The following is a 22,367-nucleotide window of genomic DNA, read 5'->3' as shown; positions in this document are numbered from 1 at the left end:
AGTTATGGCATCAATTATTTTAGGTCAAGCTATGTCTGTGATAGGTGGGGCGATTGGAAGTAGTGTAGGTGCAGCTATAGGTTATGGTATAGGAACTTTTGTTGGTGGATATATAGATAATCAGTTATTTTCACGTTCTAATTCAAGTAAAACTGTGGGTAGCAGGCTTGCAGATTTAACAATTCAAACTTCTACCTATGGTAAAACAATTCCTATATTATATGGTGTAAATCGTATTGCAGGTAATGTAATTTGGTCACTTCCAATTAGAGAGCATGAAGTAACTACTAGTGAAGAAATAGGTGGTAAAGGTGGAGGAGGAGGGCGTGAAGTTATTCACAGTAATTATTATTATACTGTAACGTTAGCTATAGCTCTTGGTGAAGGGCCTATTGATGGTATAATTAGCGCTTTTGCTGATGCGGCTCGATTAAATCTTACATATGGTAAATATAGGTTATATAAAGGCACGGAAGATCAATTGCCTGATTCTTTAATTGAGAGTTATCAAGGTGTAGGTACAACACCAGCTTATCGTGGGCTTGCATACATTATTATAGAAGATTTCCCTTTAGGTAATTACGGTAATAGAATACCTAATTTCACATTTGAGGTAAAGCGTAGTGTTATAAGGCATGATAATAAAAATCCTCCTCTTGAAGACTTAATCAAATCAATAGTTATGTTACCCGGATCTGGAGAATTTGTATATGATACTTGTATGCAGGCCAAGCTATATGGTGGCCATACGGATAGTGGTTTGTTTATTCCACTCGGTAAACAGCAGAAAATTAATCAAAATAGTGGAGAGAATAAATCAGATGCAATTTTATCTTTAGAGCAATTACAGAATAGTTGTCAAAACTTAGAATGGGTGGCACCAGTTGTAACTTGGTTTTGTAATAGCACTTTGCTTGAGAATGCTACTATAAAACCTGGCGTAGAGTATAAAGGGGGTGTTATTACATCACCAGATTTATGGAAAGTAAGTAAATATACTCGAGATACAGCTTATATGATTAGTAAGGATGCAGCTGGTCATCCTAACTATGGTGGTAGTATTAATGATCTAAGTATAGTGCGTTATTTAGAAGAGTTAAAAAGACGCAATTTAAAAATTATGTTTTATCCTATGTTTTTTATGGATACGCCTCAAAAACCATGGCGTGGACGTTTAACTGGTTTGCCTCATGCAGTAAGAGAATTTTTTATACAACCTCAAGGTTATAACGAATTTATTCTTCATTATGCAAAATTACTTGTAGGCAAAGTGGATGCTTTTGTTATAGGATCAGAATTAATAGGTTTAACAAGGATTAGAGACCATAATAATAAATTTCCAGCAGTTGAAGAATTAATCAAGCTTGCGGAGGAAGTAAAAACAATTTTAGGTAATAATGTAATTATTACTTATGCAGCGGATTGGTCAGAATATCATCATACTGAAGGCGGATGGTATAATTTGGATCCTTTATGGGCTTCAAGTTCCATAGATGTAATTGGAATAGATGCATATTTCCCAATTACTGAAGGTAGTAAATCTTCTTATAGTGAAGAAGAAGTTATAAATGGCTGGCATAGTGGTGAAGGATATGAATATTATTATGATGGTAATAATCGTAATGTAAAGCATCCTCTATCACCAGAATATGCATGGAAAAATATAGAATATTGGTGGAAGAATGATCATCTTAATCCAGATGGGTCTAAAACTGCTTGGAAGCCTAAGTCAAAAAAAATATGGTTTACCGAATATGGCTTTCCATCTGTAGATGGAGCTACCAATCAACCAAATGTATTTTATGATCCTACCAGTTCAGAAAGTAAATTTCCTATATATTCCAGAGGTAAGGTAGGTTTTGCTACGCAGCGTCTAGCTTTAACAGCGACAGAAAAGAAATGGAAACATTCAGAAATGGTAGATAGATTGTTTCTGTGGTGCTGGGATGCTAGGCCTTATCCATTTTGGCCTAATCTAATGAATGTATGGAGAGATGGTGGGGCCTGGAAATTTGGTCATTGGGTAAATGGTAAATTAGGACTCTCTAGTTTAGGAGCTATTATATTGGATTTATGTAAACGTGTTGGATTAGCCGAATACGATATTGATGTATCTTCCCTAAAGCACATCATAAATGGATATGTTATAACAGATAAACAAGAGGTACGCTCTAGTATTGAACTCCTACAGCAGGCTTATGGTTTTGATATTATTGAATCAGATGGCAAAATTAAATTTACTTTGCCTATTAAATCCCCTGTTTTATCGGTAAAAGCAGAAAATTTGGTAGTTCAAGAAAATCAGCAAGAAGTTTTAATCATAACTAGAACACAAGAGCTAGATTTACCAAAAAAATTTGAAGTTTTATATATAGATAAAGGAAATAATTATGAACAAAACTTAGAAATGGCAGAATATATGCATACTTCAAGTTGTGCAATTGAAGCAATAAATTTGCCAATAGTGCTAGATAGACAGGCTGCTAAAAATATTGCTGAAGTAAATTTGTATAATAGCTGGGCTGAGCGCACTCATTATAGATTTTGTTTAGCGTTTAAATATATAAATCTTGAACCAGGGGATGTAGTTAATATTATAACTAATACTTCTGAGCACAAAATCAAAATCACCAATTTATGTATAGGAAACAACTATACTTTACAAATATGCGGAAAATCAGAAAATATATTAACCTATGAAAGTGATTTTTCTAACGCAGATATAAATATATCGTCCAAAAATAATATTCCTGCAGTTATTTTAAGCCATACAGAATTTGATATTTTAGATATTCCATTATTACCTACCTCATTAAATACTAACGCTTGTATATATATAGCGGCAACTAGTAATGAAAGAGGTTGGAGAGGAGCTAATATTTTATATTCACGTGATCAAGGTATTAATTATTATAGATTGAGCACTATTATTAAACCAGCTGTGATGGGGTCTGTATATAATAAATTAGCAGCAGGGCCTATTACTCATTTTGATTATATGAATTTTATTATAGTTTTTTTAATACATGGTGAATTAGAAACTGTACCTCTATCTAATGTATTAAATGGAGCAAATTTTGCTATTATAGGTAATGAAATCATACAGTTTACTACGGCAGAATTAATTGAACCTTTTAAATATAAATTATCAGGCCTACTTCGAGGTTGTTTAAATACAGAGGAAGAAGTTAATAATCATAGTGAAGGAGAACGATTTATTCTTCTTGATCATCGTATAAAACAAATTGATATCCCATATAACTTAATAAATAACAATATACTTTGTAGAGCTATGACTATAGGAAATGATATAGAAGATACAGCTTTACCATCCCCAAACAGTTTTGTTTATAAAGGTATGGCACTTAAACCATTTTCTCCGGTGCGTTTAAAATATAGTTATAATAGTAATAATAAAAATATTAAAATTAGTTGGGTAAGAAGAGTAAGAATTAGTAGTAACTGGTCTGATAATACTGATATACCTTTATTTGAAGATAAAGAGGTATATGATGTTGAAGTGATAGGTAAAGATAATGAAATTATTGAAAGTAAAACAGTTTATTTTAACGAATGTAATTTTGATTATAATTTCCTATATACCTATTGTGTAGAAAACTATCTATCGAGTCTAATATTCTATGTATATCAAGTTTCTAGTATAGTTGGAAGAGGAAAAAAAGCAAAAATTAGTGTCTCATTCACTTCTGGCCATGAGAGAAATCTTTAGCCCTTCATCCGGAAGGGCGAGTTGAAAAAGGTGGAAATATATTGTTTACTATATACTCTCTTTTAAAATTTTAATAAATAATAGAAATCATAAAAATATATTGATATATATCTATATAATTTATAGATTAACTATTATAACTTATATAGCTTAAAAAAAATGTATAGGAATTTATTATGAATAAATCTCAGGCTATCGGCCTAATTAAAGAAAAATACCCAAATTTTAATGAAGATAATGCAACTGAAAATCAATATTCAATTGCTTTTCATGCTGCTCTAAATTCTTTTGATTCCAAGATGCTAGAAGCAGTTTTATCTTTAATACCTGCATCTTTTGCTCGTAATATAATTCATATGCATAAGGATGAGGCATTTAGAGATGCAGCAGAAAAGGGCCACTTGTATATAGTAAATAGGTTGTTAGAATTAACCCCTAACGATCAGCAAAGAGAGCACATGATTCACCATAGTGATGACGTGGTATTTATATTGGCAGCAGAAAAGGCACATTACTATATAGTGGATAGGTTGTTAGAATTAACCCCTGACGATCAGCAAAGAGAGCACATGATTCGTGCCTACAATGATACGGCATTGCGTACAATAGCAAAAAATAAAGATATAAGAAGTATTCAGTGTATACTTAGCTTTAATCCAGAATTTGAGCCTTTAATATTAAAATATGCTACAGATGCTAAATTTAAAGAAGAGATTATAAATAGTAGAGAGCTCACTAAAACATTAAGAGAGGTAATAGAAAAGTCACCACATTTATCGATTACTAAGATATTTGCTTATATGGATGCTGCAAAAGAGATGCTACCTTTAGTTTTAGTAAGTAAAAATTTTACTAATTATTTTGATGAAACTGTTCCAAAAGAAATAACAAAAAAAATTTTAAAGGATGTTGTACCAGGGTTTAATGAAAAGGAAATGAATAACCTAGTGAGCGCGATGAAAGATGTTCGTGATGATGAGCCTAATAAAGAAGTTAGTTTTGTTAAAAAACTAGCAGCAGAAAGAAGCAAAGCTTCACAACCTAGTTTGCATCAATAAAGAAGATAATGAAAAAAATACTAGTGAAAACACACCAGTAGCTGTGGAAAGAAAAAATAATTACTTATTTCACTTCTCCCCTAGGGGAGAAGTCGTGAAAAACTTTAGTTTTGAGCGGATGAGGGGTATATTAATAAATCTAATTATTTAATATAGCCTATAATTAAGATATACTCTTTTTTGTCATTAACGCAAAAGCGGTAATCTAGTAATGTTCCAGATTCATGAGATACCCGTTTTCACGGATATGACATCATTCTTGCTCATTACTTACAATTTTTTGTCGGAAGTAGGACTATTTGTAGATTTCACTTTATTCTTAGCCTGGCCCCAAATACAACTTAATTTACTATATTATTTTACAGGATTTTAATAAATATAATTTGAATGAAGAAACAAAAAAACCTTGGCATTTATATTTACCAAGGTTTTTTTATATTTTAGCTGAAATTAGTTATTTTTCCATTTATCAGCCTGATCTTTAGCTTTATCTTTTAAATCTTGAGCTTGATCATCAGCCTTATTTTTTAAATCTTGCGCTTTGTCTTTAGCTTGATTCTTTAAATCATGAGCTTTGTCTTTAGCACTATCTTTGGTGTCTGTAGTTTTATCTTTAATTTTTTCAGCTGTTTCTTTTACTTTATCTTTAGCTTTATCAGTTAGATCTTTAGTTTTTTCTTTTACTTTGTCCCAATTTTCTTTTGCATCTGATTTTATTTTTTCATATTCACTTTCTGATTTCTCAACATGTTTATCATTTGCATAAGAACTAGTTGCAAAGAGTGGAAGTATTACAGTACATAATACCAGAGCTATTTTTTTCATAGTAGACCTCTCTATTTATTACAAGTGTTAAATGTTGTACTTATACTTGGATAATCCAAGCTCTATTCCCCACTCTACAACATTTATTTATAAAAAAAACTAAAATTATTAAATTAACCACAAAAAATGAGGATTTATGGTAAATACATCACATTTATTAATTCCATTACTAATGCCTAATCAATCTCAGAAGGAAGTTATCATTAACGAAGCGTTCATTATTATTGATGTTATGTTAAATAGAGGAGTTAAAAGCATTAATGTAGATACTCCTCCAAATTCTACCCAAAATGGTGATATTTATATTGTTGGTGATAAGCCAACAGAGGAGTGGGTCACAAAAAATAAGCATATAGCTTATTATCAAGACGGATGGAGATTTATAAAACCCAATGAAGGTATGCAATTCTGGGTTAATGATAAAGACCAAATATATATTTATAATGGTGAGAGATGGATAAGTTTTGCTGATAGTATTATCCAAATTTTAAAAAATCAATCATAGGTTTAATTTCTTTTAGAAAGCATTCTAATATAGCAAATTTACAATTAAATAACAACAATTATGAGATTATTATGGTGACTTTATTAGCAGCTATTGCTGGTTTTATAGGTTCGATTTGTCCTGAAATTTTAAAAATTATTAGGGATAAAAATGATAAAAAACACGAATTAGAAATATTGGATAGGCAACTCGAACTTCAAAAATCTGGCTTTACTTATCGGTTACAAGAAATCGAATCTAGCTATGCTATGTCGGAAGCAAGAGCTATATATAAAACTTATAAGACGGGCATACATTGGGTTGATGCTTTAAATGGTACAGTGCGTCCAGTACTCGCATACGCGTTTTTTATCCTATATACTTTAGTTAAAATTTTACAATATTCGATGATGGAAGCTAATCTTCCTCTTTATATTTATCTAGACATTTTATGGAGTGTTGATGATCAAGCAATTTTTGTAGCTATCATAAGCTTTTATTTTGGTCAGCGTGCTTTAAATAAAATAAAGAGGAAATAAATGCAGGAAAAATTGCAAACAAATATGGCTGGACTTAATTTAATAAAAAATTTTGAATCATTACGGCTTGCTGTATATAATTGCCCTTCGGGTTATAAGACTATAGGTTACGGTCATGTGCTATTACCAGGTGAAAATTTGGAAAAGCTCACTAAAGATGCTGCTGAAGAATTATTATACAAAGGATATAATATTGGCAGAACGGTCTGTACTGAGAAATATACATATTAATTTAACTCGAAATCAATTTTCTGCTTTAGTATCTTTTACGTTTAATGTAGGTGGGGCTGCCCTACAAAGATCGACGTTACGTATGAAAATAAACAATCATGAGCACAGCAGGGTGTCAAGTGAATTTATGAGGTGGATATATGGAGGAGGGCATAAATTACCAGGATTAATTAGGCGTAGACATGCTGAGGCTTTGCTATATAGTCAAGATGGTTGATTTTCTAGTTTTGGCTCGTGCCATTCATTGATTTGACTTATCTTTATACAATTTATGGTTGTCCTAAACTTAAAATCATATATTATTATCATTAATTATTTTTAAATAATTTAAACAATATTTAAGTTCTACCCATAGATAGAGGAGAATCTTTAGATGAAGAAGTTTTTAATAGTTCTAGCCATACTAATTTCGTATTTAATTGCCAAAGAATTATTTGATAACAGACCTTTTAAATTCGAAAAATACAAAACTTATGAAGAATTAAATACAGCCTTAAAAAAAGAATTTCCCTTAGATTCGGATATGCGGGAAGTAATTAAGGTACTAGAAGAATCTGGTGCTAAGTGTGAAGATAGATCGCAACATGAATCATTACCAAATGATTTAAAAAAATATGATGTATTATACAGATGTGAGTATGATAGCGGTGTTTTTACGCTTCACATGTTGGAATCCTATACCATATGGGTTAAAGGAAATAAAGCTTATAAACTAACGAATATAAGTGGCATAAGAATAAAAGGAATAGTTATATAATAAGGAGTAAGAGATATGGCAGAGTCAAATATAAAAATATTTGTAAGATCTGTAGAATGGACAGCAGGGCTTGCTCAACATATATATATTATTAATACTAATAGCAAAGGCGAACAGAAAATTTTAAGAGCCGGGCCTCAGTATAATAGTATGTTAAAAGATGATTTAAAAGTAGTATATGTACCATATGTTGAATCAAACGAGAACTTAATACATAGTGATTGGAATCCAAAAAATGAAATAGAAATCTATACCATAACCGGTACAGATGCCGAAATACAAGCCAAGATGGATAAGATGTGGGAAATAGGTGAGCGAGTAAATAATGGTAATTATGATTATAAGGTTCCTGTTATTTTTTGTCCTCCCGTAATTTGTCATGTGCAGAATAGTAATACCGTAGGTTATTTAATGGCAAAATCTATTGGTATTGATTTAAGACCTATATTGCTTGAAAAGAAGCTATGGGCTCCTGGTGTTGATGGCCGTTTAGACCATACAATTATGGATAAGTTTGTTAAAACTTCTCTAGAAAATAATGCAGAATATAAAGCTAATCTTGCTAAGTACGGCGAATATACTGAAGAAGAATTTAAGGTGCTTGGCTTAGATTATATTATGGCGCAAAATAAAGAAAATATAAAAGCAGATCAAATAAAATCTCTACAAGAATATGCTAATTTTGAACAGCTTATGCAAGATTTAAAACTTAATTGGGAAGTTATAATTACTGTTCATAAATCAGAATTATCAAAGTTACGTCAAGAGTGTAATCATATGGTAGAGAAAGAAACTAAAGCTTTATTTGAGGAAAGGGAGAACAATTTATTAACTGCACATGATAGTGATAAAACGGCAAAAGGAAGTGAATTACAAGCAATAGCAGATGCAGAATGCCATGCAAGAGGAAAGACTCGTTGTGGTGATATTTATCTTAAGTATGGTGCTTTATATGCAGAGTATGAATTTTCCCAACGATCATTATTGGCAACGGAAATTGCAAAATTGAAAACAGAATATGATATGAGGGTTCTTAACAACCAAGAGGAATGTGAAAATAGAATTATGAATTTTTTCAATGATAAAATACATATCAAACTTTCAGGTATCAATCACGACCATTTAAATGATAATTTGGGGAACCCTTAGATTGAAAAAGTTTTTAATAATTATTGCCCTATTATTCTCATATTTAATTGCCAAAGAATTGTTTGATAACAGACCATTTAAATTCGAAAAATACAAAACTTATGAAGAATTAAATACAGCCTTAAAAAAAGAATTTCCCTTAGATTCGGATATGCGGGAAGTAATTAAGGTACTAGAAGAATCTGGTGCTAAGTGTGAAGATAGATCTCAGGAAAAGATTATGAAAGAGGAGTTAAAAAAATATGGTCTAATATACTACTGTAAGTATGGAAGCAGAATGCTTACGTTACATTTACTAGAATCTTATACGATATGGGTTAAGGGAAATAAAGATTACCAATTATTACGTATAAGTGGTTTTAGAACAAAAGGAATAGTTATATAATAAGGAATTAAATCATAGGCGTGTAATATAAAGCTGAGCACAGATAGTCTATAAGCCGGATTCTGTATGGTATATAAAATATACGTGGTAACCATTTATCTTGGATTAATGTTACCATTAACCTCTTTGCAACCTACCCGAATAACGAAAACCGTAAACTGTTTTAAATGTTATTCCTATTTGGTTTTGCTCCTAGTTGGGTTTTCCCTGCTATTTCAGTTACCTGAAACACGGTGCGCTCTTACCGCACCTTTTCACCCTTACCTAAATAAATTTAGGCGGTATATTTTCTGTGGCACTTTCCCTAAGGTTTCCCTTGCCGGGCGTTACCCGGAACTATGTTTACGTGGAGTCCGGACTTTCCTCTCATTCTATAAAAGACAGAGCGGTTACCCGATCATCTGGCTCAGCTATATTAAATTATGGCATAAATCATTAATGAAGTAAATCAATTATGCAGGAAAAAATAAATAATCTTAATAAATAAAAAATATATTATGTTTACATGAAGGAGAAGATTTTGTTGGATATTCTTTTTCACTTCTCCATTAAGGAGAGGTCGAGGAAAGCTTTGCTTTCCGAGGGTGAGGGTTTAATAGATCTAATTATTTAATATATCCCCATCCGCGGAGAATCTATAATTTTTCATGACTTCTTCAAATAGGGAGAAGTGAAATATATATTATATTCTTGACTATTACGATGCCCATATACCCATACTTACTTAAAGATGGGTTGCTTCAAAATTAAGTTGTCGGAACCAATTTAATAGCATTTATGCAAGAAGCAGCTCTATTTTGTTACCTTTATTTTTGCTTTCTCCGGAGAGGAGTAGCGAAAGCATTAATCTAGGTTCTGTGAAGGTTTCTCAACAACTGTTTTCTTAGCACTTTTTGGCTGCAAAAAAAGCTTTTATTGCTTGAAATATATTAATATTCCTTCGAATAAAAGCTATTTTTTCGCTCAAAAATTTGCTAAAAACCATATTTTTTAGAAAACTTCACAGAACCTAATATAAATCAAAATATTTTCCTTGATACATTCCTGTGATAGGAATTATATTGCCAGTATAACTGCGTAAATTTACCTTCGCTTCTTTAAGCATTTGATTAGAAAGCTCTATACTTTTAGCCCAATCACTTTCTTTACACGAATTTCCAGGCCAATTTTCATGGTATATAACTTCTATTATACCGGATTGAATAATAGATTTGGTGCATAATGAGCATGGAATCCAAGGTACGTATAGATGGCATCCCTTAGTTGATGTACCAATTCTACTACAATTTAATATAGCATTTTCTTCTGCATGGTTGATTAAGCTATATTTGAGAGGCTTACTATAACGCTCTTTTGTATCTAGTAACCCACGTGGTAGCCCATTATATCCAGTAGATATAACTTCATGGTCTGGTCCAACAATTACAGCTCCCACTTTGCTACTAGGATCCTTACTTTTAGTAGCTACTAAATATGCCATTGTCATAAAATATGAATCCCAGTTATGTTTAGTGTGCATAGCGATTACTTATTGTGGTTAGGGTTAGTAGTGTCATGTTGTTTTATATATTCTTCTAAAGTTTCTAATTGCTTTTTCAGTAAATTAACTTGAGCATAGTATTTAGCCATACTTGTTAAACCGATCAATTTTGCCATTATCATACCAATTAAAAGCGTACATAATATTAGCAAAAATGCAGGTGTTTTAAGTTGATATTCAGAAGGAAATAAATAGAGAGTTACTGAATGCTTATTAGCAAAAGCAAAGAATATTATATATAGTACAAACAGAGAAGTTGCAATATGTTTGATCCTAGGCATTATATGATCCTTCATTTAACAGTTATGGACGTTTATTATTTAAGTAATTTATATAATTTTTTAAATCAATTTTGCATACCAGATTATCTAATGTACCTTCGATCACTAATCCAGTTTCAATTCCAGCATACATGGTATTAATTAGCTTAGCTGGAATTAGTTTATAATCAATATTATTATAATAAAGATTATAAGAACCTCTGCCTGTAAGATAACATTTATCAGCATCTATAATTAAATCATTATTCACAATAGAGCCATTATTAATTTGTATTGTTCCGGTTATATTTTGAAAATTTACTGGATTGACATTAACATTCGCACCTACTACTGTGCTTAGCATATCAGTAATAGGAGCAAATTTATCACCATTAATATATCCTTTATTGATATTAATTCTTCCATTACCCGTTAAGCTAGCTTTGAATGCATTAATGCTATAAATGAAAGCAGATAAAGTCATTTCTGCCTGTAATGTACCACTTAAAGTGTCATTAAGAGTAGTATCATTTAATTTAGTAAGGTCAAGATTATCTATTTTAAAAGAACTTGAAACATAAGGTTGATTTTTATTATTATAATATATTATCTTTCCAGAAGTGTTAGTATCTAATAACGATGCAGTAAAATTTGATAATATATTACCATTTGCAATTTCAATAGTAGAATCAAGCTTATCTATGGTAAATTGGTTTATTTGAGTATCTATAGATGATAAGTTAATAGAAATACGTGGCATCAAAGAAATACTATTGCTTGTAGGTTGGAGATTATTATTTAACGAAGGAAGAGTATAAATATTTGCTAACAAGTTTAGATTCAGGTTATTAGTTAACGCTTTAGTATTAATATATACTGTGTCATTACTAAAATTAATCTGTCCTTGGGCAGTAATTTTACTAGTTCTAACACCAAGATTGCCACCTGAAAGCAATGTTACTAAATTGAATTTTGAATCTTGGTTTACCAATAAAGATGGTGTTAGCAAATTAGTAGTAATTGTAGTATTGCAATTCACATTTAATTTATTAAAAGAAATTAATGCAAGTAATAAAGAATTATTAAATGTAGCATTAATGTTAACAGAGTTTAATATACTATTTTCATCTCCTGTAGTAAGATAAACAGTAGCATTTTCAATAATAAATTGGTTTAAATTTCCTTTAAAGCTTTGGCTTGGTATGGTTTCTTTAATAAGATTAACAATATTACTATTATCTAAGTAAGAAGGTTTTGTAGCAAGTAATTTATCTAAAAATATTATAGGTTTCTTAATTAATATATTATGTATATTGAGATTATCTAAAAATAATGACTTAAAACTCATATTTAAAGTTAGTTCTTGAAATGAAGTAATAAGATTATTATTCTCATCTGTAATATAGGCCTGGGTAGCAGTAATTGATACATTAGGAGTCAAAGACAAGATAGTATTGCCGTTAATGACTAACCGTAATTTAGTATTTTTATAGAAGGCATCTGTAATACTTTGCTTTGAAATTGGTATAGGGACAAAAGATATAATAAACACTAAGAATATTACTATAGAAGAAATAATAATAATACTCTTAGTGTTTTTATAACTGATCATAGCTCATGACTCACTATGGTTAAGAAATTTTTCTGCTTCCAGTGCGGCCATGCATCCAGTGCCAGCAGCAGTTACAGCTTGACGATATATTTTATCTTGTACATCACCAGCAGCAAATACACCATCTATATTGGTTGCAGTACTGTTAGGTTTTGTAATAATATATTTATCTTGATCAACTTCTAAAATATTCTCAAAATAAGATGTATTAGGAGTATGTCCTATAGCAATAAATATACCATCAGCCTTTAGTTCTGTAATTATACCAGTTTTAACATCCTTAATTTTAGCACCTGTAACATTTGGAGGAGAATCACTACCTATCACTTCTTCGAGAATATGGTTCCAAACTACTTGGATTTTAGGATGGTTTAAGAGCCTAGTTTGTAAGATTTTTTCAGCTCTAAAACTATCTCTTCTATGTATAATGGTTACTTTGCTTGCATGATTTGTCAAATATAAAGCTTCTTCTACAGCAGTATTGCCACCACCTATAACTAATACTTCTTTATTTTTGTAAAAAAAGCCATCACAAGTAGCACATCCAGATACTCCAAATCCTTTAAATTTGTCTTCAGATGGAAGTCCAAGCCATTTAGCTTGGGCTCCGGTACAGATTATTAAACTATCTGCAGTATAAAGAGTGCCTGAATCACCAGAGCACTGAAAAGGCCTTGTATCTAATTTAACGGCATTGATATTATCCTGAATGATACGTGTACCTACATGTTCAGCTTGTTTAATCATTTGTTCCATTAACCAAGGACCTTGGATTACGTCTGCAAATCCGGGATAATTTTCAACGTCAGTAGTAATCATTAACTGTCCACCAGCTTGCACGCCATGAATAAGAATAGGGGAAAGGTTAGCACGTGCTGCATATATAGCAGCTGTACAGCCAGCAGGTCCTGATCCTAAGATAAGAACTTTACTATGTAAGATCTTATTCATAACTATTTTCCTTAGAGATCTGTAGCATGAGAGGCTAAATAATGTGATACCCCTTCATGTGTTGCTTGCATACCTTCTTTACCTTTATTCCAGCCTGCTGGGCATACTTCCCCATGCTCTTCAGAGAATATTAAGGCATCAACCATACGTAACGCTTCATCTATATTTCTGCCTAGTGGTAGATCATTTACAACTTGGTGACGTACTATACCTTTTTTATCAATTAGGAAAGTACCTCTTAAAGCTATTGCATCGCCAGTTAATACGTCATAATCACGTGCAATTGATTTAGTTATATCAGACACTAAAGGAAATTGTACCATTCCGATGCCCCCATTTTTTATAGGTGTATTTTTCCAAGCTATATGACTAAAGTGTGAATCAATACTAATGCCTATTACCTTAGTACCTATAGCAGAAAATTCTCCTAAACGATTATCAAAAGCAATAATTTCAGATGGGCACACAAAGGTAAAGTTTAAAGGATAGAAAAATACGATGCCCATATTTTTATCCAAATATTTTGTTAAATTAAACGATTCATTAATGTCATTGTCAGCCATTATAGCCTTTGCCGTAAAATCTGGTGCTTGTTTGCCAACTAATACGCTCATTTATATGCTCCTATATTCAAACAATTATTATACTAAAATTTATGATAAAATTTATACAAACTAACCAAAATTGGTTTAAAAAATCAATTTTAAAGTAAATGTATGAGAAATTTGTATCACTTAAAACTTCCCTTATATTTTAAAATAGATATCATTAAATATATGTTGGTTGCAATAATTATCTATATTTTCTTTTAATTTTTTTGTTTATAGAAGGATTTAAAATTATAGAGGACAAAAACAATTTTATATGCTAGATAGTGGCTAGATATAGCAAAGGCAATTTAAAATAATACGAGGCGTGAGGCAGAAAGCCTAGAAATGCTATTGTAGGCAACGAACAACAAAGTAATATTTAAATTGCTGAAGCTATAAGTAGGAATTGAGGTTTAGTAATTATGATATAAGTAGTGTATAATTATCATTTTTATTAAGTACTACTTATAGTATTGTCAATGATTGAGAAAAATAGCTGGAATTTTTATCAAATAGTATTAGTATTAAATTCAGCTGTAATATAAAAAATGTTAGTATGTTGCTTAATCGCCATAAAAATAGTGTTATAAGTAGTTGGTGGTGGACGGTAGACCATTTAACTTTATTAGTATTATTTATTATTATTGCATTTAGTGCAGTAATGGTTGCTACAGCTAGTCCTGCAGTAGCTGAGCGTATAGGTGTAGAATCGTTTTATTTTGTACGCAGGCAATTATGCTATTTAGCTTTATCATTAGTTATTATTTTTATAATTTCCTGTTTATCAACTAATGTTATAAAATTGTTCTGTGTGTGTGGATTTGCTTTTTGTATACTATCCTTAATAATAGTATTATTTAATGGAATTGAAATTAAAGGAGCAAAGAGATGGCTATATATAGCAGGATTATCAGTGCAGCCATCTGAATTTGTTAAACCATTTTTTGCTGTGCTTACTGGCTGGATTTTATCATTACGATACAAATATCATAAGTTTCCTTCATTTAGATTAGCTTTATTATTATACCTGCCATTAATATTACTAATAATATCACAACCTGATTTTGGTATGGTGGTGGTAATATCATTTGTGTGGATGGGACAATTATTTTTGGCTGGATTATCACTTGCTTTTGTTATATCGTGTATTATCTTATTAATAGCGGGCTTATTGTTAGCTTATATGTTTTTACCTCATGTTGCTCATAGAATTAATAGTTTTATGGATCCTTCATCGAATAATAGTTATCAAATTAAAAAATCAATAGAGGCTTTTATTAATGGTGGATTATATGGAAAAGGGCCAGGCGAAGGTACAGTTAAGCAGTTGTTGCCTGATTCACATACTGATTTTATTTTTGCGGTAATAGGGGAAGAATTAGGAATTATTACTTGTATAATTGTGGTATTATTGTTTGGATTTATAGTTATTAGAAGTTTTATAAGATTAAGTAATGAAAATAATGTATTTGTAATTTTTGCTACAGTAGGTTTATTGATGCAGTTTGGTATACAATCTATAATAAATATAGGAGTAACCTTGCATTTGTTTCCTACCAAAGGTATGACCTTACCATTTATAAGTTATGGAGGATCTTCTATGATTGCAGTTGCGATGACAGTTGGCATGATATTGGCTATGACAAGGAGAAGATATGGTATGATAAAAATAGGTAGTAAAGAATATATTTTATAGTTTAAACAATCAGAGAGATTTTTTTTTATGAATAAAACAATAGTACTTGCTTCTGGGGGAACGGGTGGTCATATATTTCCTGCATATGCACTAGCAGAAGAATTAATTAATCAAGATTACAGAGTAATACTGATTACGGATAAAAGAAGTAAAAAATATTTAAAAGAATCCGAAAGGCTTGAATTATATTTTGTATCGGCTGCTTCAATGCGCAGAGGATATATGTGCCGTATTATGTCTATATTAAAACTAACTATAGGTACTATTACTGCTTTATTTGAATTAGCTAAAATAAAACCCGCCCTTGTAGTAGGGTTTGGGGGATATCCTTCATTTCCTACTTTAATGGCAGCAAAATTACTTAGGCTTGATGTGATAATTCATGAGCAAAATTCTGTACTTGGTAAAGTGAACAGGTATTTTTCGAGTTATGCTAAAATAATTGCTACTTCTTTTCCGGATGTAATAGCAGTGAAAGATGCTGATAAGCAAAAAGTAGTGTTTTGCGGTAATCCTATCAGAAGAAAAATGAGAGATGTAAGTAAAATACCTTATAATGCTCCTATTCCTGGTGGAAAATTATCTATACTGGTTATAGGTGGAAGCCAAGGAGCTCATATATTTACTAAGGTATTGCCAGAAGCTTTAGCAAAATTATCTATTGAAGAACGTAGTCGTATTATAATATCTCAACAATGTCGTCAAGGAGAAATTAAAGAATTAGGAACTAAATACAAGGAATTAAGTGTTAACGCAGAATTAACACTTTTTTTTAATGATATACATAAAAAATTTGCTGAGGCTCACTTGATTATATCTAGGGCAGGAGCCTCTACTGTAGCAGAATTAACGGTTACTTCTAGGCCAGCTATTTTGGTGCCTTATCCTTATGCTACATCTAATCACCAAATGTATAATGCTACTACTATTGCCGATAAGAGGGCTGGTTTCCTTATACCACAAGATGTATTTAATGCTGATACGCTTTCAGCTAAGTTAGAAGAGTTTTTAAATGATCCTACTTTATTAATAAAAGCATCTAATAATGCAGAGAAATGTTACCCAGATGCAGCAGAAAAATTATCTGAGTTAATTCAGGGGGTATTGAATAAAACTTCACATTGATTTTATATGATTAAATATGGTACTGTATCTTGTAATGTAAAACTAAAAGGTTGGATGAAATGTTGAGAGCAGTATTATTGTTAGTGATATCTACATCGTTAATTTCGTGTTCAGGAGATTTTCAACAATTTAGACGATCTTTTGGTCAATTGATTGTGTTTACAAAATCTCACACTGCTCAAGCAGAAAGGAGAGTACCGGAAGGAAATAAGAAATATTTAGCGCAAATTCAGGCTTCTACTCTTCCTCCTGTTCGGAAGGTAAAAGAGCCTATTGTTGTTTCTCCAAAGAATAAGAATACTGTGGCAACTGTTAATAAAAATAAACAGGGTATAGGAGAAAAATTTAAAAATTTATTTAAACGGTCTAAGACAAATCAAAATGCCACTATTGAAGCCAAGAAAGATATTCAGAATTTAGGTAAAACATCTTCTAGTAGTCAAATGCAACAACCTAGACCAATTAAATGTTTACCTGCAGCGGCATATAAAGAAAAGGACACAAATAAGAAAATTCTAAATAAAAATACAAAACCTACCGCAATTGAAACTAAAGGCAAGGTTAATAATGAATTTCCAAAGGTACAATCAATACCCCCTAAGCCAGTGGTATTTAAAAATCCAAAGGACATGCAAACAAAGATTTCAAATGATATTAAGACAATAAAACAAGAAGTAAAAGAGAAATTTCCGGCCAAGAAAGGTGTCAAGAAAGATGCAGTGAATAATAAGAAGTCTAATAATAAAAGTAGTACTTCTAAAATATCTGCAGGTTCTACTGTTAAATCTCAGAATAAAAAAGAAAATTCAAAGCCAACAATATTGCCTATGCCGTCTCAATCTACAAAATCTACTACTCCTAATTCTTCAGGATCTATTAATACTAAAAAAAATGTAGCGTCTCCTGTAGTTCCACCATCTGGTAATAATGCTCCACCATCTAATAATAAGGATAAAGCATTTACACCAGTAGCGCCTGTTCCGACAACTTCTAATACTATAGATAAAGGAGATTCAAAATCGAAATCTCAAGATTCACCTGCGTTACCAGTATTACTACCACCTCCGTTACCTAGTAATGTAGTTGATGCTATTAAAAATGGTAATAAAAGCTCAGATGATCCGTTTTTACCAGCTTCAAGATATAATAAATAAAGTTCTTCTGGATCGGATAAATAAACTTTTAAGATATTGTATATATTCCAAATAAATTAAACATTTGTACTTGAGTGTTTTAGCTAGCTCTTCACTCTCATACAAATATAGCTTTTTAATTTGTCATAGGGACGTCGTCACTCGGTTAGCTTAGTAGCTATGAGTACATTTCGCGCCTCGTTTCTATCCCTATTACAAATTAATTCGCTATAGTCATGGTTAAAAAAGATTTCTTTATTCTTGCGAAAGCACTGACAAAGAAAGTAGCACAATAATAAGTACCAGATAGGTCATACCCACGTATGCGGGTATCTTTACCATTATTACTGGCTACCCATTTTCATGGGTATGACAATGGTAAAGAAAATAGTGGTCATTTTATCCTTTATAGTAAAAACATTTGAATTTGCATACGGCGTCATTCGTTGCTCACCTAGCAATTAGTAGGCTTTGCTCCTCATTCCTTGTATCAAACTTCAACTGTTTTTACTATACTTCTTACCTAATGGAGAAGCGAAAGATATATTATGTTATTCACAAGCTATTCTTATTTTTTATAAAAGCTGTTAAATTATTTTTAATAAATAATTAATCTTTAATAATATATACTATAAATTCTAAAGCGTTTTATATAATAATAGTAAAAAAAATATATATATTTAACAAAATAGTAAAATATTAACTTTTACGTTCTATATTTATAATAAAAAGGTTTTAAATATAAAATTATAATATTTTAGGTTGAGGGCACAATGTCAAGTAAGGATAAGAAGACAATTTACAATAGTAAACTCTCAAAAGAAAACTCTATCAATAATGATAAGATTATGAAGAAAATTAATGCAAGCCTAGAAATACAAGATAAAAATGAAGATATACAAGTAACAAATTCTACTAAGGCTGATAAGAATGCTTCAAAAGTAGTGGGAGCAATAGAAATGACGGCTAATGAAATGATTACAAAAGTATTATCTAAAGCTTCTTTGTTACTTAATGATACAGTGCTTTCAGAAGAAGACAAAGAGGCAAAACAATTAATTATAAAGATTACCAATGAAAAAGATGAGAGAATTAGAAGGGATGCGGAAAGTAAGATAAAAGAAATAAAAGATAATATTGATAAAGCACGTTTAGCAATGGTAAATGGTAATTATTCTCTAGCGGAAAGTTATTTATCTGCAGCTATGAGTTTAATTTTAGGTAACCCAATTCTTAAAGGTTCAGCTTTAGAAACGAGGATACAGGTTGTACGTAATGAAATTACAGAAGTACAAAATGGTTATATATCTGTACAACCAACCTCTCAAATTAATTTAGGGTTTGATTCTAATCTTGCTTTATCTTCTGAGATAGAAATTGAAAAACACTTAAATCATTTAGGTAATAAACTGGATGATTATCATAAAAGTTATTATAAAGACTCTGATTATAGAAAGAGAATATATACTATACATGAAAAAATCAGTAAAGGAGAAGGTATAGAGACCCGAGAAAGTCAAGAATATTTAGAACATATTTTTGAGCATGATAATCAATATAGAAAAGAGCAAATGGCGGTTTTGAGTGAGGGTATAAATGCTTATAACGAATTAAAAAAAACGCGTCCACTTCTTGATGCCGAGGAAAAAGAATTAAAGCATTTTTCAAATCGCCTTTCTAGAATTCAGACAGATTTTAAAGTTCATGCAAAGTTTTCAGAATGGCTAGCATCAACATTAGTTAATATGAAAGATTTTGATATGGTTAAAGAGCATGTATTACAAAATAGTAATAATACTGAATATATAGAAAAACTTGCTTCTACTATAGATAAAATACAAAAAAATAAAAAACCAGAAAAAAGTGATTCAATTTTAATTGGGCATAAGGAAGGCAAAGCTATATCCGATAGTATAGTCAATTAAGTTGAGAATGGCATAGAGAAGCCATAATCAATAGCATCGCTAAGGTTATTAAAATTAGTAATGATAGGTTTGATTTTAGCTTTTAAATGAGCCCAATATTTTTCAATTGGGTTGAGATCAGGAGAGTAAGGTGGTAAGAATAAAAGTTTACAGCCTATATCTTCTATTAAATTCCTAGTTCTAGCTGACTTATGGAACGTTGCATTATCAAGTATTACAACTTGACCAAATCTTAGTTCGGGCACCAAACACTGACTAACCCACTCGTTAAAAACTTCTGTATTACATGTGCCCTTGAAACACATTGGCGCAATAATTTTCTTCCCAACCTTACCTGCAATAAAGCTTTCTCGATCATGTTTTTTACCTGAGATATCACCATAAACTTTACTTCCTCTGAGACTGTATCCCCAAGAATAGTACAAATAGCTATCAATTCCACTCTCATCAATATAAACTATATCTTCCGCTTTATAGTTTGCGATAGCTGCCAAAAATAATTGCCGTTTTGCTTCATCCCGTTCACGATAGAGTGTGGTCTTTTTTTTCGTGTGATCCCCAAAGTCTTGAATGCCAAACAGATAGCAGCTGTAGACACATTAAAAACCTTTGCAAAATCAGATAATAGCCAATTGCTGTTTTTAGACACCTCGTTTAATAATTTGATTGGATCAAGCTTCTTCCATGGCTTAGCTGCTCGTGTGGCTGCTAAATTCCCGGATTTCGATCTCGATAACCATCTATAAATTGTTCTTTCACCTATGCCAAAAATTCTTGCAGCTTCTTCTCTGGTATAACCTTTATTAACATAGTGAATTACTTTTTTACGTAAATCTAAGGAATATGCCATTGCTTCTACTGTTTTGGGTTTATGAGCTTTTTAATATATCATATATCATGTCTTTATCAACTTAATTTACTATAATTGATCATTGTAGAGATATTAACACTAAGAAGCTTTTATTAAAAAATGGGGCCAAATTAACTCAAAAAAGCTCTACAACTATAACTATTTTCTGTGATGGAAAGAAAAAAGAAGAAAGGGAACTCACAGAAATTGAGAAAAAAGAACTGAAATTTGAAGCCTTAAAATTTAAAAATGATTTTGATCTTAATTTAGATAGAACTCATAAATATTTTGCAGTAGCAATAGAGCAAGGTAATACCAAAGTAGTTAAAGGTTTACTAAAAAATTATCCCTTTTTAATAGGTAGTTTCATAGAACCAGATACCAATAACCCAACTAGACCAGAGCATATTCCTCCTCTTCATTATGCAATTTGTAGTAATCAAAAAGAAGTAGTAAAATTATTGATTGAATCTGGAGCAGACACTTATAAAAAATTTAATAAAAAGGATATAATTAAATTTTTAGAAGAAAAGAATAAATTTTTAAATATAGCCACCAAAGACAGGCTTGAAATACTTAAAATATTTATTAGAACTGGTATATTTAATCCAGAACATGACCGTATTCCTAATATTCCAGGAGCAAATACTGAAGTATTAAGCCATGTAATGTTTGAAAAAGATAATAAATTTCAAAATAATGAGTTACATAGAGCAATTTATTATCTTAATAAAGATCCAGGTGGCGGATTGCTTGCACAAGAAATGGGTAAACCATTTGAAGAAATATTACAAAGAAATAGTGACAAGTTAAATATACAAAACATAGATGGTAAAACCCCTCTTTCCATATGTGACATCCAAAAAGTAAGAAAAGAATTAGTTAGATGGGGGGCTGATATTAATCGCCTTCCAGAGCATATCAAACAAAATGACAAGGCAGAGCTCCAGGAACTAAGTACACAATATAATACAATGATTAAAGATGCTGTAAGATACATAGATAGAGAATTTAAATCCAGTAACAATAAAGAAGACTTTATTAATAAGATTAGAGAATCTATAGAGCGTTTATATTTTAAAGAAAATCACACTCATTTATCCCAGATTAACGTCAATCAAATTATCTCTGAAACAGAAAAATTATACGAAAACCTTCAAGAAAAGCAATCTATGCTCGATAAAATGCCTTTTATAGAAAAATTTATTGATAAAATCAAAGCTATTTTTGGACAAAATAGTTTAAAAATGTTTATTACAGAACTATCCGAAGAGTTTCAGGAAAATATAAAAAATACTATTAAAGAAGAAACTAAAACAAGATCTATGGCAGAAAAAATAAAAGCTCGAGAACAAAAAATCACTCCTAATTATCGGAAATTATAAAGAAAAATTCTATTTCAACCTGCACATTGAACAAGAGGCTTAGGTTCTGTGAAGTTTTCTAAAAAATATGGTTTTTAGCAAATTTTTGAGCGAAAAAATAGCTTTTATTCGAAGGAATATTAATATATTTTAAGCAATAAAA

Annotated in this window: 22 protein-coding genes and 1 other RNA gene; 14 read left to right on the top strand and 9 right to left on the bottom strand. The window is 30.9% G+C overall.

The genetic code is table 11. From position 1 onward, the window contains the following. Window positions 1-4 precede the first annotated feature (4 nt). Together NOVO_00345 and NOVO_00340 are read left to right on the top strand one after the other, a co-directional pair. Window positions 5-3,730, top strand: a complete 3,726-nt coding sequence (locus NOVO_00345) for a hypothetical protein (GenBank protein AIL64480.1) — start codon at window positions 5-7, stop codon at window positions 3,728-3,730. Window positions 3,731-3,906: 176 nt separating this feature from the next. Then, on the top strand, window positions 3,907-4,788 hold the full coding sequence (locus NOVO_00340) for an Ankyrin repeat protein (GenBank protein AIL64479.1): 882 nt from the start codon (window positions 3,907-3,909) through the stop codon (window positions 4,786-4,788). Between the two features lie 450 nt (window positions 4,789-5,238). On the opposite strand, the gene NOVO_00335 is transcribed toward NOVO_00340, so the two are convergent. After that, window positions 5,239-5,613, bottom strand: coding sequence for a hypothetical protein (locus NOVO_00335; GenBank protein AIL64478.1), 375 nt, complete (start codon window positions 5,611-5,613; stop codon window positions 5,239-5,241). Between the two features lie 136 nt (window positions 5,614-5,749). Here NOVO_00335 and NOVO_00330 point away from each other — a divergent pair, with 136 nt between their 5' ends. The 7 genes from NOVO_00330 (at window position 5,750) to NOVO_00300 (ending at window position 9,158) form a co-directional block, all read left to right on the top strand. Then, the gene (locus NOVO_00330) at window positions 5,750-6,118 is read left to right on the top strand and encodes a hypothetical protein (protein ID AIL64477.1); all 369 of its coding nucleotides are present in this window, start codon (window positions 5,750-5,752) and stop codon (window positions 6,116-6,118) included. 71 nt (window positions 6,119-6,189) lie between these two features. Then, window positions 6,190-6,636, top strand: coding sequence for a hypothetical protein (locus NOVO_00325; protein ID AIL64476.1), 447 nt, complete (start codon window positions 6,190-6,192; stop codon window positions 6,634-6,636). Next, window positions 6,637-6,867: a hypothetical protein gene (locus tag NOVO_00320; protein AIL64475.1), complete on the top strand. Its 231-nt coding sequence runs from the start codon at window positions 6,637-6,639 to the stop codon at window positions 6,865-6,867. Beyond that, the gene (locus NOVO_00315; protein AIL64474.1) at window positions 6,830-7,084 is read left to right on the top strand and encodes a hypothetical protein; all 255 of its coding nucleotides are present in this window, start codon (window positions 6,830-6,832) and stop codon (window positions 7,082-7,084) included. Before NOVO_00320 ends, NOVO_00315 begins: the two co-directional genes overlap by 38 nt. Window positions 7,085-7,240: 156 nt before the next feature. Further along, on the top strand, window positions 7,241-7,624 hold the full coding sequence (locus NOVO_00310) for a hypothetical protein (protein AIL64473.1): 384 nt from the start codon (window positions 7,241-7,243) through the stop codon (window positions 7,622-7,624). 15 nt (window positions 7,625-7,639) lie between these two features. Further along, a complete protein-coding gene (locus NOVO_00305) occupies window positions 7,640-8,773 on the top strand; it encodes a hypothetical protein (GenBank protein AIL64472.1) in 1,134 nt (377 codons plus the stop codon). Continuing rightward, the gene (locus tag NOVO_00300; protein ID AIL64471.1) at window positions 8,751-9,158 is read left to right on the top strand and encodes a hypothetical protein; all 408 of its coding nucleotides are present in this window, start codon (window positions 8,751-8,753) and stop codon (window positions 9,156-9,158) included. Before NOVO_00305 ends, NOVO_00300 begins: the two co-directional genes overlap by 23 nt. 35 nt (window positions 9,159-9,193) lie before the next feature. On the opposite strand, the gene NOVO_00295 is transcribed toward NOVO_00300, so the two are convergent. From NOVO_00295 to tsaA, 6 genes are all read right to left on the bottom strand, one after another. Beyond that, window positions 9,194-9,563: bacterial RNase P (locus NOVO_00295), an RNA gene on the bottom strand. A gap of 604 nt (window positions 9,564-10,167) precedes the next feature. After that, window positions 10,168-10,644 carry a deoxycytidylate deaminase gene (locus tag NOVO_00290; GenBank protein ID AIL64470.1) on the bottom strand — a complete coding sequence of 159 codons (477 nt, stop codon included), beginning with the start codon at window positions 10,642-10,644 and terminating at the stop codon, window positions 10,168-10,170. A gap of 38 nt (window positions 10,645-10,682) precedes the next feature. Continuing rightward, entirely contained in the window at window positions 10,683-10,979 is a 297-nt protein-coding gene (locus NOVO_00285; GenBank protein AIL64469.1) for a hypothetical protein, read from the bottom strand. A gap of 22 nt (window positions 10,980-11,001) precedes the next feature. After that, a complete protein-coding gene (locus NOVO_00280) occupies window positions 11,002-12,570 on the bottom strand; it encodes a putative protein involved in outer membrane biogenesis (GenBank protein AIL64468.1) in 1,569 nt (522 codons plus the stop codon). Between the two features lie 3 nt (window positions 12,571-12,573). Then, window positions 12,574-13,521: a Thioredoxin reductase gene (trxB, locus tag NOVO_00275; protein ID AIL64467.1), complete on the bottom strand. Its 948-nt coding sequence runs from the start codon at window positions 13,519-13,521 to the stop codon at window positions 12,574-12,576. A gap of 11 nt (window positions 13,522-13,532) precedes the next feature. Beyond that, window positions 13,533-14,135 carry a putative peroxiredoxin gene (gene tsaA, locus NOVO_00270; protein AIL64466.1) on the bottom strand — a complete coding sequence of 201 codons (603 nt, stop codon included), beginning with the start codon at window positions 14,133-14,135 and terminating at the stop codon, window positions 13,533-13,535. 532 nt (window positions 14,136-14,667) lie between these two features. On the opposite strand from tsaA, the gene ftsW reads away from it, so the two are divergent. From ftsW to NOVO_00250, 4 genes are all read left to right on the top strand, one after another. Further along, window positions 14,668-15,807: a Cell division protein FtsW gene (ftsW, locus tag NOVO_00265; protein ID AIL64465.1), complete on the top strand. Its 1,140-nt coding sequence runs from the start codon at window positions 14,668-14,670 to the stop codon at window positions 15,805-15,807. A 27-nt stretch (window positions 15,808-15,834) separates the two neighbouring features. Then, window positions 15,835-16,932 carry a UDP-N-acetylglucosamine--N-acetylmuramyl- (pentapeptide) pyrophosphoryl-undecaprenol N-acetylglucosamine transferase gene (gene murG / locus NOVO_00260; protein AIL64464.1) on the top strand — a complete coding sequence of 366 codons (1,098 nt, stop codon included), beginning with the start codon at window positions 15,835-15,837 and terminating at the stop codon, window positions 16,930-16,932. Window positions 16,933-16,991: 59 nt separating this feature from the next. Further along, the gene (locus tag NOVO_00255; protein AIL64463.1) at window positions 16,992-18,086 is read left to right on the top strand and encodes a hypothetical protein; all 1,095 of its coding nucleotides are present in this window, start codon (window positions 16,992-16,994) and stop codon (window positions 18,084-18,086) included. A gap of 752 nt (window positions 18,087-18,838) precedes the next feature. After that, complete coding sequence (locus tag NOVO_00250; protein ID AIL64462.1) at window positions 18,839-19,990, top strand: hypothetical protein; 1,152 nt, start codon at window positions 18,839-18,841, stop codon at window positions 19,988-19,990. Here NOVO_00250 and NOVO_00245 read toward each other — a convergent pair. Continuing rightward, complete coding sequence (locus NOVO_00245) at window positions 19,987-20,295, bottom strand: hypothetical protein (GenBank protein ID AIL64461.1); 309 nt, start codon at window positions 20,293-20,295, stop codon at window positions 19,987-19,989. The genes NOVO_00250 and NOVO_00245 overlap by 4 nt on opposite strands. Window positions 20,296-20,447: 152 nt before the next feature. Continuing rightward, window positions 20,448-20,840, bottom strand: a complete 393-nt coding sequence (locus tag NOVO_00240) for a Transposase (protein ID AIL64460.1) — start codon at window positions 20,838-20,840, stop codon at window positions 20,448-20,450. Window positions 20,841-21,301: 461 nt separating this feature from the next. Here NOVO_00240 and NOVO_00235 point away from each other — a divergent pair, with 461 nt between their 5' ends. Beyond that, window positions 21,302-22,225 (top strand): hypothetical protein, encoded by a 924-nt coding sequence (locus tag NOVO_00235; GenBank protein ID AIL64459.1) that lies wholly within the window; start codon window positions 21,302-21,304, stop codon window positions 22,223-22,225. Window positions 22,226-22,367: the final 142 nt, after the last annotated feature.

It is taken from the genome of Rickettsiales bacterium Ac37b (assembly GCA_000746585.2).
In the GTDB taxonomy this organism is placed as follows: domain Bacteria; phylum Pseudomonadota; class Alphaproteobacteria; order Rickettsiales; family Arcanibacteraceae; genus Ac37b.
Note: the sequence above shows the minus strand (reverse complement) of the source record. Positions and strands in the feature narration are given on the sequence as shown.